Annotated in this window: 12 protein-coding genes; 4 read left to right on the forward strand and 8 right to left on the reverse strand. The window is 68.8% G+C overall.

Annotation, left to right across the window (positions count from 1 at the left end):
- Nucleotides 1–438 precede the first annotated feature (438 nt).
- Both ON23_RS24350 and mftF read right to left on the reverse strand, forming a co-directional pair.
- The gene (locus ON23_RS24350; protein WP_039781038.1) at nt 439–1,812 is read right to left on the reverse strand and encodes a GAF domain-containing protein; all 1,374 of its coding nucleotides are present in this window, start codon (nt 1,810–1,812) and stop codon (nt 439–441) included.
- A gap of 147 nt (nt 1,813–1,959) precedes the next feature.
- The gene (gene mftF, locus ON23_RS24355; RefSeq protein ID WP_039781040.1) at nt 1,960–3,357 is read right to left on the reverse strand and encodes a mycofactocin biosynthesis glycosyltransferase MftF; all 1,398 of its coding nucleotides are present in this window, start codon (nt 3,355–3,357) and stop codon (nt 1,960–1,962) included.
- Between the two features lie 372 nt (nt 3,358–3,729).
- Here mftF and mftR2 point away from each other — a divergent pair, with 372 nt between their 5' ends.
- Both mftR2 and ON23_RS24365 read left to right on the forward strand, forming a co-directional pair.
- Entirely contained in the window at nt 3,730–4,353 is a 624-nt protein-coding gene (gene mftR2, locus ON23_RS24360) for a mycofactocin system transcriptional regulator MftR2 (RefSeq protein ID WP_051043258.1), read from the forward strand.
- A gap of 45 nt (nt 4,354–4,398) precedes the next feature.
- Nucleotides 4,399–5,460 carry a ferredoxin--NADP reductase gene (locus ON23_RS24365; RefSeq protein WP_039781041.1) on the forward strand — a complete coding sequence of 354 codons (1,062 nt, stop codon included), beginning with the start codon at nt 4,399–4,401 and terminating at the stop codon, nt 5,458–5,460.
- Nucleotides 5,461–5,509: 49 nt separating this feature from the next.
- Here the strand turns inward: ON23_RS24365 and ON23_RS24370 are convergent, their stop codons facing one another.
- From ON23_RS24370 to ON23_RS24385, 5 genes are all read right to left on the reverse strand, one after another.
- Nucleotides 5,510–6,259: a DNA alkylation repair protein gene (locus tag ON23_RS24370; RefSeq protein ID WP_039781042.1), complete on the reverse strand. Its 750-nt coding sequence runs from the start codon at nt 6,257–6,259 to the stop codon at nt 5,510–5,512.
- Nucleotides 6,260–6,328: 69 nt separating this feature from the next.
- Entirely contained in the window at nt 6,329–7,450 is a 1,122-nt protein-coding gene (locus ON23_RS24375; RefSeq protein WP_157170282.1) for a hypothetical protein, read from the reverse strand.
- Nucleotides 7,451–7,908: 458 nt separating this feature from the next.
- Nucleotides 7,909–8,688, reverse strand: coding sequence for a glutamate racemase (locus ON23_RS24380; RefSeq protein ID WP_039781044.1), 780 nt, complete (start codon nt 8,686–8,688; stop codon nt 7,909–7,911).
- Nucleotides 8,689–8,700: 12 nt separating this feature from the next.
- On the reverse strand, nt 8,701–9,066 hold the full coding sequence (locus tag ON23_RS38075; protein WP_157170283.1) for a hypothetical protein: 366 nt from the start codon (nt 9,064–9,066) through the stop codon (nt 8,701–8,703).
- Between the two features lie 77 nt (nt 9,067–9,143).
- Nucleotides 9,144–10,331, reverse strand: coding sequence for an NAD(P)/FAD-dependent oxidoreductase (locus ON23_RS24385; RefSeq protein WP_039781045.1), 1,188 nt, complete (start codon nt 10,329–10,331; stop codon nt 9,144–9,146).
- A gap of 199 nt (nt 10,332–10,530) precedes the next feature.
- Here ON23_RS24385 and ON23_RS24390 point away from each other — a divergent pair, with 199 nt between their 5' ends.
- Nucleotides 10,531–10,878 carry an SPW repeat protein gene (locus ON23_RS24390; RefSeq protein WP_039781046.1) on the forward strand — a complete coding sequence of 116 codons (348 nt, stop codon included), beginning with the start codon at nt 10,531–10,533 and terminating at the stop codon, nt 10,876–10,878.
- The gene (locus tag ON23_RS24395; protein ID WP_039781047.1) at nt 10,878–11,507 is read left to right on the forward strand and encodes a TetR/AcrR family transcriptional regulator; all 630 of its coding nucleotides are present in this window, start codon (nt 10,878–10,880) and stop codon (nt 11,505–11,507) included. The genes ON23_RS24390 and ON23_RS24395 overlap by 1 nt, the downstream gene beginning before the upstream one ends.
- 15 nt (nt 11,508–11,522) lie before the next feature.
- Here the strand turns inward: ON23_RS24395 and ON23_RS24400 are convergent, their stop codons facing one another.
- Complete coding sequence (locus ON23_RS24400) at nt 11,523–12,167, reverse strand: TetR/AcrR family transcriptional regulator (protein WP_039781048.1); 645 nt, start codon at nt 12,165–12,167, stop codon at nt 11,523–11,525.
- Nucleotides 12,168–12,200 lie beyond the last annotated feature (33 nt).

Raw genomic sequence — 12,200 nt, forward strand, 5'->3', positions numbered from 1 at the left:
CTCGATTGACGAAATACCCAGCGACCGAACGCTTTTCGGGCAGCACGAACTAAGCCCCGGGCACCGCGCGACGACGCGGACCCTGGCTTTGCCACGGTTGGTTCGGCGAATACACCTCACGCGATCGCGAAGGCGTGAAAGAGCGAAATGGTTTGTGTCTCAGTAATTTCGGTGAACCGGCGCGGTCACCAACTCATCCTCGAACTCGACTTCCTCCAACATCGCGGCCCCGAGCTCCCGCGGCCTCTCTCCTGCATCGGCCGGTGGCGACTCGCGCCACCGATGCAGCGAACACTAGGCCGAAGACTAATAAAAAGGAACGAGATCCTTCAAAAAAACTCGGACTAGCGTCCAATTCGGTCGATATCCGGGCAGAGATGTGCCCGAAACCACACTGTGACCTGTTTGTGTGAGTCAGGACACTTTCAGACGCGGAGCCTACGAGCCGAAACGTTGCATCTGCGTTGCATCGGCGCCCATCCGCCGGTCGAGCACCCGAATTTTGGCTTCGATCTGGGCATACAGAGCGGAATCGCGATCCGCGGTGGCTCGATAGGCCACCCACGCGGCGGCATCGTCACGGCCCTCGGCGCCCGAGGTCCACCGGCTCAGCACGGCGGCGTCACCGGAACGTAACACCGCGGTCCGCAGCCGCACCCGCAATTCATCGCGGATGTCTATAACTCCGGGAGCGGTCGAACGGGGCAGCACCGGCCCGGTGTAATGGCGGACCGCACTGTGCACATCCCCCGAATCCAGCGCCGCGCGCAGCGCCTCCACATCCGTGGACACCGGCACCCGCAGCCGATACGGCCGCGAGCCGAAGACGTCCGGGCCGACCACCGAACGCAGCCGCGACATGGCGGCCCGGATGGTCGCGTTGTCGAGATCGGTGTCGTCGAGCAGCAGCGCGAGATGATCGGCCGACAGACCTTCGGCGTGTTCGGCCAGCAACAGCAGGATCTCGGCATGCCGCTGCGACAACGCGATGCGCTCCCCGTCGACCGACAGCTGCGGCTGGCCCAGCCCCAGCACCTCGAGCGCCAGCCGGCCGGCGGTCCGCGGCGGCGACGAATGATCCACGGGCGCACGACGATCCGCGCCGCGCTGTTCCGTGCGCACGGCCGCGAGCACCAGGTCCATCTCCGCCGCGGTCGCGGCAGCCTTCACCAGCGCCAGAATCTCCGGACGGGCGACGCGCACGCCGCCGGCGATCATCAGCACGCCGACCAACCGGCCGTCCGGATCGTGCACGGGCGCGGCCGCCCCCGTGAGCTGATGCATCCGGTGCAGGAAATGTTCCGGGCCGTGGATCCAGGTGGCGCGGCCGGTGCGGACCACCAGTCCGACCGCATTCGTACCGATCCGGCGTTCGGACAGATCGTCGCCCTCGCGCAGGCCGACCTCGGCGGCGGCCTCGACCCGGTCGGGATTGCCGTGTACCGAGAGCACCCGGCCGAACTGGTCGGCGACGACCACGATCAGCCCGATGCCGGTGGCGTCCTGCAGCAGCAACTTGTCGACCAGTGGCATCACCGCGGCAATCGGATGGTTGTCGCGGTAGCGCTGCAGATCGGCGCCGCGCAGACCGCGGCCGTCGAGTACGTCCATGGGATCGACCCCGCCGCGCACACTGCGCAGCCAGGACTCCAGAACCAGCGGACGCAGCAATCCGGGCAGCTGATTGAGCTGATCGCCCCCGACACTGAGGTAACCGTGGGCCTGAGCGGCATAGGCTTCCAGCGCACCGAGCTGTGTCCCGGGTTCGACCCTGCCCTCGGGACGGTTATCGCCTGTGAGATTGCTGACCATTTGCCTTTCTTTCCCGTCCCACACTGTACCGGCGGGTCAGGAAGGGCATGGGCGAAGCATACGGTTTGTCCGACAGGTCACATCAGCACCGGATCGCGGCGAAATGTGAGGTAGACGGCATATCGGGGCCACATGTGACCCCCGCCATCAATGCCGCGGAACGGCCGGGCGCAGCGCGGCCACATTGCGCGCGCGCAGCGCACCCGACCACAGACCGGTCCCGTAGGCGAGGTCGTCGAGTCGCTTGCACATCAGATATCGCACCGGATCCAGGCCGCCGGTATCGCGGTGGGTGAACCAGTCGGCCAGTCCGTCGGCGACCGCCAGCGCCAGCGCCAGCCGGCGGATGCGCCGGGAGGCGATCATCGCCAGCACCGTCACCGGCCAGTAGTGCCGGCACAGCGCCGAGACGATCCGCCACACCCCGGCGGAGAAACCGCGGGCCAGATGGATGGCCGCCACCCGCGTCGGATTGTCGAGTTCGGCGAACACCCGCCGCAGCCGGATCAGCGCGGCGAGCAGCGTGGCGAGGCCGCCCAGGATTCCGGCGCGCGACGCGGTGGCCAGCAGCGCGGTCGCGGCGATCGTCCAGAACGGCACCGACAGCGGAGCGACCATCCCGGCATGGCGGCGGGCCAGCGGCGCCGCCCCGGCACCGTGAGAGACCTTGCGGCCGAACCACTTACCGAAGGAGGCCGGTTGATCGCAGGCGACGTGCGCGGCCGGCTCGTACCGCAACCGCCAGCCGGCGCGCTCGAGCCGCCAGCACAGATCGACGTCGGCGGCCGAGCGCATCTGCTCGTCGAATCCCCCCTCGGCCAGCAGTGCGTGGCGCCGCACCAGCAGCGCCGCGCCCGGCGCGTACGACACCGAGCCGCGCGAACTGACCGCGGTTTCCCGGCGGCCGAAATCCAGGGACGACCGCGCGCTCTCGTAGCGGCCCAGCACACTCGCATCCGGCTCACGCGCCACGATGCGCGGAGCGACCAGAGCGACCTCGGGATCGCTGAAATGTCCGAGCATCACCTCCAGCCAGCCCGCGCGCGGAACCACATCGGAATCGAGGAATGCGACGAATTCCGTTGTCGCCGCCTGCAGTCCGGCATTGCGCGCGGCGACCATGCCCTGCGGCGAATCGTGGCGCAGCACGGTGACGCGGCAACGCCCCCGGGTGCGCGGAATGCGGACCGGCCGGTCGGAACCGTCGTCCACGACCACCACACTGTGCCCGCGCAGGGTCGACAGCAGCCGCTGCAGCCCGGCGGCGTCGTTGTAATGCGGCACCACGACCGTGACCTCTTCGGGCGAGGGCAGCAGGCGCGGACGCGGGTTGGCCACCCCGGAGTCGAGCAGCCGTCTGGCAACCACCGCGGACTGGGGATCCGTCACTTCGAGATACCCGTCACCGATCAGGGCGGCCGCTTCCGGAGCAAGTTTCAGCAACCTCGTCGGCGAGCCACCGACCAAGAGCCGTCCACCGGAATAGGTGCGCACCCGAGGATCGATTCGCACCCCGAACCCATCGGGCAGTCGATCATGGCGCATTCCAAGAATGCTATGCGCTGAGCGCCCGCCGGGCATCCCGTGTCGAAAAAACGGACCGAATTCGATACGAAACCGGCGGCAACGCACCGGCTCCGGCGTTGCGCGGTTGTCAATGACCATCGACGCTATCTAGCTATCACACGGCAACATTCACTTCATGATCAACGAGATACCGCGCGGGACGCCGTAGTTCATCTCCGGCTACTACCGCGTGACGTGCGGCGTCGCGGTGTGCGCCGATCTCCTCCACGTACCGGGCCGCGACCACGAACGCGCACTCTAGACTGCGGAAGGCAAGCAGGTTGAACAGCAGATGACGGGTGGCCGTCGGGCGGGCTGCGCAGGTCTAGAGGTGGCATGGGAGTCGGACGGATGCAGACGAGCGGGGGCGGCAACACACTCTCGGAAGCCGAGATAGTCGAGGCCGCATTGCGTGTGGTGCGCGCCGACGGCGTGGAGAAGCTGTCGATGCGCCGGCTCTCCCGCGAACTCGGCGTTTCGCCGATGGCGCCCTACTACTACGTCGCCGACAAGCGCGAACTACTGGATCTGGTGGCCAGCGCGGCCCTCACCGGAGTGCGCACCCCACCGCCGGAATTCGGCACCTGGCAGCAGCGTTTGCGCGAACTGATCGATCAGATCGACGAGAAGCTCCGCAAACATCCGGGCCTGGGCGATGTGCTGATCGAACAGACGCTGGGCAAACAGCTCGACCTGATCGCCGCTGTGATGGAAATCCTGTCCGATGCGGGCTTCGAGGATCGCAATGTGCTCGCCGCCTATGCCACCATTCACACGTATCTGTTCGGCCGCGCCCGGGTCAATCCGCGGGACCGATCCGCGCTGGTCGACATGCCGCTTCCCGAAGCCGTCGAGCGGGCCGTCAAGCACATGGGCGACCTGCGCGGCAAATACTCCTACGACTTCGGCATGGATGTGCTGATCGCGGGGCTCGAGGCCCAGCTTGTCCGGCAGCGGGACGGCCACGTATCATAAATTAGAACACGTTCTAGTTTGCCTGCCCGGCCCCGAGAGGACACCATGACCACCGCCGATCCCGTCGTACCGCACAGCTCACGATCGGCCGTGCTGCGGGTCGCCGCTGTCGTCAACGAGACGGCCGACGCCTGTTCGCTGGTCTTCGACGTGCCCGAAGATCTGCGCGAGCGCTTCGCCTATCAGCCCGGCCAGTTCCTGACCCTGCGCATCCCGAGCGAGCGCACCGGTTCGGTCGCGCGCTGCTATTCGCTGGCCAGCTCGCCGCATACCGATGTGCAGCCGAAGGTCACCGTGAAGCGCACGATCGACGGATACGCGTCGAACTGGGTGTGCGACAACGTCAAAGCCGGTGACGAGATCGAAGTCCTGCCCCCCTCCGGCGTCTTCACGCCGAAGGATCTGGACGAGGATCTGCTGCTGTTCGCGGCCGGCAGCGGTGTCACCCCGGTGATGTCGATCCTGAAATCGGCACTCGCCCGCGGCAGCGGCCGGATCGTGCTGGTCTACGCCAACCGCGACCCGGAATCGGTCATCTTCGCCGACGAACTGCGCGAACTCACCGACAAGAATCCGCAGCGGCTGGTGGTGGTGCACTGGCTGGAGACGCTGCAGGGTCTGCCCACCGCCGACGGACTGGCCGCGCTGTGCACCCCGTACACCGGTTTCCGCGCCTTCATGTGCGGGCCGAAGGCGTTCATGGACCGGGTGCACGACGCACTGGCCCAGCTGGAGGTGCCGCGCAACCGCACCCACGCCGAGGTCTTCAACTCACTGTCCGGCGATCCGTTCGCCGCCGGCGCGCCGGTCGAGGTCAGCGAGGAGGACGCCGCCGACGCGGCCACCGTGGAGGTCGAACTCGACGGCGAGACCCATTCCATGCAGTGGCCGCGCCGCCAGACCCTGGTCGACATCATGCTCGCCAAGGGTCTGGACGTGCCGTACTCCTGCCAGGAGGGCGAGTGCGGATCCTGCGCCTGCACGGTGCTGGAAGGCAAAGTGGAGATGGACAATTCGGAGATTCTCGATCCGGAGGACATCGAAGCCGGATACATCCTCGGCTGCCAGGCGCATCCGGTCACCGATCATCTGAAGATCCAGTTCTGAGGACCGTCGCCGCCGTGGCCGGCCTGCGGACCGGGCACGGCGAGCCGGCCTACGGCGACTGCCGTTGCGCCCGATAGGCCGCGCGCGCCTCGGGTTCCAGATGTTCGGTGGCGTAGCTGAGCGCCGTGCGGCCCATATCGTGTGCACGACGGTCCAGGAAATCGGTGAGCAGCGCGCGATCCACCCGTTTGCCGACTTCCCGCAGCATCCAGCCGACCGCCTTCTGAATCAGGTCACGCCGATCGTCGAGCAGCCGTTCGCACAGTTCGAACGTGGTCGAGGCGTCGCCGGCCTTGATGAACGCGAAGGTCGTCAGCAGCGCGACCCGGCGTTCCCACAGCGAATCCGACTGTGCCAATTCGTCGAGCAGATCGCGCGGCCGTCCCGACAGCCACGGACCCAGGATGTTCTCGGCCGATACGTCGACCAGATCCCAATTGTTCACGCGCCCGCCGCGCACCGCCGCCAGATACATGTCGACGATTTCCTGTTGTGCCGCAGCGTCGTACGTGCGCGGTTTCCCCGCCTTCGCCATCGCATTGTTCGCGATCACCAGCGCCGCGAGGCGATGCTCGTGCACCGGACTCCGCAAAAGTTCAGCTATCTCCGAAATCGGCAGGGCGGAAAATGCTTTCGCCACCTTGCGGGTCTGCGGCACGGGAACCCCGATGAAGACATCGCCCTCGCCGTAGTCCCCGGGCCCGGTTTTGAAGAACCGCCGCAACTCGACGGCGCGCGCGGGATCACCCAGTTCGTCCATGGCACGTGCCACATCGGCGGCGGTCGGCGCGGATGTCATGTACGGCAGTATCGCTCACCGCGCACCCGATCCTCGATGACATCGCGTCCGGCCGGTCCGCGCCGGGCATCACCTGGCGAAGGTGCGCTCCGCCCGCGCCGGGGCGTGTGCGGCCACCGCTCCCGCGGGAATGACGATGCGCCAGCTCGGTTGTTTGCGCGCCGGGAACGGCGGGAGCTCGGCGGCGCTCGGTGCGGGCTCGTGCCGCTCGGCGGTGATATCCGCGAATTCGACGACAGGCGCCGGTGGGGTCGCTTCGTCCGGTGCGGCGTGGGCAGCACTCGGCGCGAGTTGCCCTGCGGCCGGGGCCGGGTGAGATGCGGCCGGCGTGTCCGGCACCAGCTGCGGTGCCGCCGAGATCGGCTGGGGCGCGAGCGGGACCACGCGAGCGGCGGCCGACACCGAGAGTGGTGCGGTCGGCACCGGTTGCGGTGCCGCCGGGTGGGACGGGGTCGGTGCCGGCTGCTGCGCGATCGACGCCGGCTGGGGTGCGGCCGCTGCCACGCCGGTTGCGGCCGGGGCCGGGTGAGATGCGGCCGGTGCCAGGTGAGGTGCGGCCGGTATCGGGTGGGGCGCAATGGGCGGGGCAGGCGGTGTGTGCATCCGTTGCTGGGGCCGGGCGGTCGGCGCCGAGATACGCGCGGCTTCGACGAGAGTGGTCATCGGCCGGGAGACGGTGCGGGCAATCGGCGTTTCGCGCAGATGGTTGGTCAGCAGGCATGCCGCGGCGCCGAATGCGGTGATTCCGGCGAGCATCGCGGCGATGTCGAGGTGGGCACCCGCCAGCTGGTGCGCGACGTGGGCACCGCCGAAGAGACCGCGGAGGATGCCGGAGAAACTGCTGTCGTCCGCGACCGCCGCCCGCAGCTCGGCTTCCTTGTTGTCGAGGTACAGCACGTCCGCGAGGACGAACAGCGCCACGCCACTCCCCGCGACCGCGGCGGCCGTGGAGAAGATCGCGGCGCGAGTCCGCAGATATGCCGCCGCGGCGAAGATCGTCGAAAGGATCGCGACACAGGTCAACACCGCCCATGTGCCGCTGATCTCGGTGTTGCGCAGACCCGCGCCTCCCCAGTCCTGCTGGGATTCGGTGCCGGCCAGCCGGCCGAAGGCATCCGACCGGATCGACCCACCCGGCCCCGAGGCGGACAGCCAGGGCTGGAACAACAGAACGAGAGTCGTGGCACTCAACCCGGCACCGCAGAGGTATCCCCACACCGGACGTCGACCACTCGGCGGCGGTAGTGGGCGGTACGACGATTCGGTGTCGCCGGTTCCGGGATGAACATCGCTCCAAGGCGTTCGGGTAGCCATAACTCCGGGTCTGTCTGTTACCGATGCGCCGGCGCCGTGGCGGCCGGCCCGGTAGGGGGTGGGTGCGGAAATGCGTCGACGACCGCGCTGTACGTCTGCGGAAATTCACGGTAGAACCGCGCCCGGTCCCGGACCACCAGACCTCCCACGAGTGGCTGGGGCGCAGGTCACAGCCTCTTCTCCGGTTCCGCGCGGCGGTGGCGCGGAGGCGTCGAAAGAAGATGTCCCGGAACAGGATTCGTCCGGCACCACCGGCTTCGGCACGGCGCGGCCGACGGGAGACACAGGCGGAATCGTGACCGGTTCAACACGGTCCGCTCGGTGCCCTCGCGAAACTAGACCGTGGGGCAGGCGGTATCGACCGCCCCGAGCACCCGGCCCGATTCGAAGGCCGCCGCACTCGCGGGCAGTTCACCGGCGCGGCCGCTGTTGTAGACGGTCACCGTGCCGGTTCCTGCGGTCGGCCGGCCCAGCGCGTCGATGCGTCGAAGTGTCTGGCCCGCAACGGCTTCCGCGCTGTCGAACAGCCGGACGCCGGGGGGCAGTGCGGCCACGATGGACTCGAGGACCAGCGGATAGTGGGTGCAGCCCAGCACGATCGCCTCGGTGCCGGCGGGGGTCTGCTCGGCGGCGCGGGCGATGGCGTGCTCGACGGCCGGGAGATCCCCGCGGTCGATGGCGTCCGCGAGGCCGTGGCACGCCACACCCGTCACATCTGCCTCACCGCCGAAGCGGGCGATGAGATCGGCCTGGTAGCGGCTCGCGGTGGTGGCCGCGGTCGCCCACACGGCGACCGACGCGCAGGCCGCGGCGGCGGGTTTGATCGCGGGGACGGTACCGATCACCGGCACCTCGGGCCCGACCTCGGCCCGCACCTGCTCGAGCGCGGTGACGCTGGCGGTATTGCACGGCAGCACAATGGCCTCCGCGCCGAGCCGCAACGATCGGCGGGCCGCATCGAGCACCCGATCGATCACCCACTGCTCGGGTTTGGGACCCCACGGCGCACCATCGGGATCCAGTTGCAGCAGCAGATCGAGGTCGGGACGCAACTTGCGCAGCCACGCCCCCGTCGGCAGCAACCCCAGTCCCGAATCGATGAGCGCAACGATCACGCAGCCACTGTATTAGCGTCGCCACGCACCCTTGCGCCCGACCGGGATATCGGTCGCCGCTGTTCCGCGCACCGGTGGCTTACCGCCCACACCCGGCGTACAGGGGCACCGGCAGCATCCGCCCCACCGTGGCGTGAAAGCACCGTTGGGACCGAAAGCACCGCAAGCCGGCAGCACCGCGGGCCGACGGGACCGGCAGCACCGCAGCAGCGCGAGTACCGCCGGCAGCGCGAGCAGCGCGGGCACCGCCCGCCGCGCGAGCACCGCAGGCACCACAGACACCGGCAGCACCGCAGACAGCGCGGGCACCGCAGGCACCGGCAGCACCGCAGCAGCGCGAGCAGCGCGCACCGGCAGCAGCGCGAGCATCGCAGGCACACTGCAGGCACCACAGGCACCGGCAGCACCGCAGGCACCGAGCATGCGCCTTTTCGGTCCGACCCGGACCTGAGCGTTCAGCTCAGGGGTGCGGCGGACCGGGCGTTGGCGGCGAGTTCGGCGCGCATCTTCATGACCTGCGCGGTGCGTCCGCCACCGACCACGGCGGTCAGGACCCCGCCGTCGAAGTAGTGCGCCAGGAATTTGCGGCCGTCGTCTTCGATCACCCGGATCTCGTCGGCGCCCGCCGGCGTGCCGAGCACCTGAATCTTCAGGTCGTACTGGTCACTCCACACGTACGGCACCCGGGCGGCTGCGGGGACGTCACCACCGAGCAGGGCGGTCGTCAGGAGTCTGGCCTGTTCACCGGCGTTGGTCCAGTGCTCCACACGCTTGTGCCGGCCGTTGTCGTGGCGCCACGCCGCGACGTCGCCGACCGCCCACACGCCCTCGACCGAGGTGCGCCCCACCTCGTCGGCGAGGACACCTCCGCCCGCCTGCGGTTCCGCCAGCGGGATGCCGGATCCGGCCAGCCACTCCGTTATCGGCGCGGAGCCGACGCCGATGACGACCAGATCGGCGGCGACCGTACTGCCGTCGGCGAGCGTGGCCCCGGTGACCGCGCCGTCTTCGACCTGCAGCGAGCTCAGTCCGACACCGCAGCGCAGGTCCACGCCCTCGTCGCGGTGCATCCGGCCGACCAGGCGCCCGACCGTCTCACCCAGCGCGGCGGCCAGCGGAGTGGGCTGCGGTTCCACCAGCACGACGTCGACGCCGCGGGAACGGAAGCTCGCCGCCAGCTCGCAGCCGATGAAGCCCGCGCCGACCACCAGCGCCCGTCGTGCGGTGGCCAGGCCGTCGCGCAGTGCCGCGGCATCCTCGTGCCGGCGCAGGACGTGGACGCCGGCGGCCTCGGGCAAACCCGGAATCCGCTTGGGACGCAGGCCCGTTGCGATGATCAGCTGTCCGTACTCGAGCACGGAACCGTCGTCGAAGGTCACGGTGCGCGCCGCGGTGTCGACTCCGGTCGCGGCCAGTCCGAGTCGCAGCTCGATGTTCTTCTCCGCGAAGAATTCGGCCGGGCGCAGGGTCGTATCCTCGGTCTCGCCGCGCACGAACTGCTTGGACAGCGGCGGCCGATCATAGGGCAGGCGCTGTTCGTCACCCACGAGGATCAGTCCGCCCTCGTATCCGGCGCGGCGCAATTCCTCCGCGGTGCGCAGGCCTGCCAGACCGGCGCCGATGATCACGATCGGGGCTGTCATCGCCGCCCTCCTGGCTCGGTTCCCACTGCCGGCACGTATTGCTGCACCAATTCACCATAAACTAGAACACGTTCTAGAATGTCGTGACGGGCGCCATATCCGACGTAAGTGAAGGAATTTTCCGGGCGAAGTATTGATCGGGCGGTCAATCAGAGTTATACCGAGATCAGAACACAATTCCGCCCCCGAGGAGGCCTCCATGCTCACCGAAAACCGCACCCTGAGTTTCGTGGCCGTGGCACTGGGCGTCTACACCGCCCTGTCCCCCATCTGGACCGACCACAGCAACCGCGCCATGTGGACCCTGATCGTGCTCGGCGTGCTGATCGCCCTGACCGGCGTAGTCCAGTTCACCCGTCCGGGAATCGCCGGAACCGATTACGCCATGGGCCTGTTCGGCGTTCTGCTGTTCATCTCACCGTGGGTGATGAATTACAGCGGCTTCAGCGCGGCGTCGTGGACGGCGTGGATCGTCGGTGTGCTGACCGTCGTGGTGGCCCTCGCCGCCCTTCCGCAGGTCTCGGCACGGATGCATACTGCTCACTGATGCAGAGGCCCACACCCCATCGAGCGGGGCGCCGCCGCAGCCGGAAGGTCGACGGCGACGCCCGTGCTCTGATTCTGGATGCCGCCGAAAGCCTGTTCGCGGCACACGGATTCGACGCGACCGCGACGGCTGCCATAGCCGCCGCGGCCGGCGTTCCGAAGGGACTGGTCTTCTACTACTTCCCCACCAAGGACTCGATCCTCTCGGCGCTGATGGCCGAGCGGGTTCCTGCACCTCCGATCGACGACATCGCCGCGGTGGTCAGGCCCGGCGATCCGGCGACCAGCCTGGTGAACCTCGACGCGGCGCTGAATCTGCGCGACCACCACTCCTCGGTGCTGCGGGTGATCATGTGGCGCGAGGCCGATACGCATCCTGATGTGCGGAAACAGGTGCGCCGCATGCGCGATCAACTCCTCGACGTCACCGCCCGGGTACTGCAGGCGAGCGCGCCCGGGCAGGTCCAGCCCGGGACCCTGCGCGCCTGCGCGGCCGCATGGGTATCGGCCATGCTCACCATCGCGAGCACCGACCGATTGCACGCACTCGACGGATTGACTCTCGCCGGCGCCGAGGAGATCACGAATCTCTCCCGGGTCGTCGCGGCCGGTATGAGCAGCCTGGGCTGAGCCGGCGTCGCCCGCTCAGCGATCCGGCAGCAGGCCGTCGACCAGCGCCCGCAATCCCTGTTCGTAGGTATCCGCCGCGGTGAGCGCGCCCCACCGGTCGGCCACGGCCGCCAGGCGCGGGAACTGCTCGGGATCGATATCGGCGAAGACGCGCTCCCGGAACACCGGCCGGTCGTCGTCGCGACGCCGCCGCGCGGCGGCGCGAATGAGAATTTCCCCAGCCGTGTAGTACCAGACGGTCCGGTAGGCGTGCACCGCCCGGTCGGCATCCAGCCCGGCGTCCATCGCCGCGTCCAGAATCGCCTCGGGATACCAGAGTGCGGCCGGGGAGAGCAGGTCGTCGGCGGTCAGCACCTCGGTGATCCACGGAACGGGCGCCAGGACGTCGTGCATCGCGCGGGCCGCGACGATCAGGCGTTCCCGCGGATCCTGCGGTAGTCGCGGACGTACCGCAGCCGCGGCCACCTCGTCGAGCAGGAGCAGCAGTAACGCGTCCTTGTCCGGTACGTGATGGTAGAGCGCCATCGGCGTCGCGCCGAGTTCGGTGGCCAGGCGCCGCATGGTCAGCGCCTGCACGCCGTGGGTCTCGATCAGTTCGCGCGCGGCGGCCACGATCTGCGCGCGCGACAGCCGCGGCGGACGTCCGGTTCGGGTGCTCACCCGGCCATCTTGGCACGAGGTCTCGACAGCGAG

The sequence above is a fragment of the Nocardia cerradoensis NBRC 101014 genome, from assembly GCF_000308535.1.
In the GTDB taxonomy this organism is placed as follows: domain Bacteria; phylum Actinomycetota; class Actinomycetes; order Mycobacteriales; family Mycobacteriaceae; genus Nocardia; species Nocardia cerradoensis.

Excerpts from the sequence above, each read along its gene's own strand:
- ON23_RS24350 (WP_039781038.1), bottom strand. The coding sequence starts at position 1,812 with ATGGTCAGCAATCTCACAGGCGATAACCGTCCCGAGGGCAGGGTCGAA.
- ON23_RS24390 (WP_039781046.1), top strand. The coding sequence starts at position 10,531 with ATGCTCACCGAAAACCGCACCCTGAGTTTCGTGGCCGTGGCACTGGGC.
- ON23_RS24370 (WP_039781042.1), bottom strand. The coding sequence starts at position 6,259 with ATGACATCCGCGCCGACCGCCGCCGATGTGGCACGTGCCATGGACGAA.
- ON23_RS24365 (WP_039781041.1), top strand. The coding sequence starts at position 4,399 with ATGACCACCGCCGATCCCGTCGTACCGCACAGCTCACGATCGGCCGTG.
- ON23_RS24395 (WP_039781047.1), top strand. The coding sequence starts at position 10,878 with ATGCAGAGGCCCACACCCCATCGAGCGGGGCGCCGCCGCAGCCGGAAG.
- ON23_RS24385 (WP_039781045.1), bottom strand. The coding sequence starts at position 10,331 with ATGACAGCCCCGATCGTGATCATCGGCGCCGGTCTGGCAGGCCTGCGC.
- mftR2 (WP_051043258.1), top strand. The coding sequence starts at position 3,730 with ATGCAGACGAGCGGGGGCGGCAACACACTCTCGGAAGCCGAGATAGTC.
- mftF (WP_039781040.1), bottom strand. The coding sequence starts at position 3,357 with ATGCGCCATGATCGACTGCCCGATGGGTTCGGGGTGCGAATCGATCCT.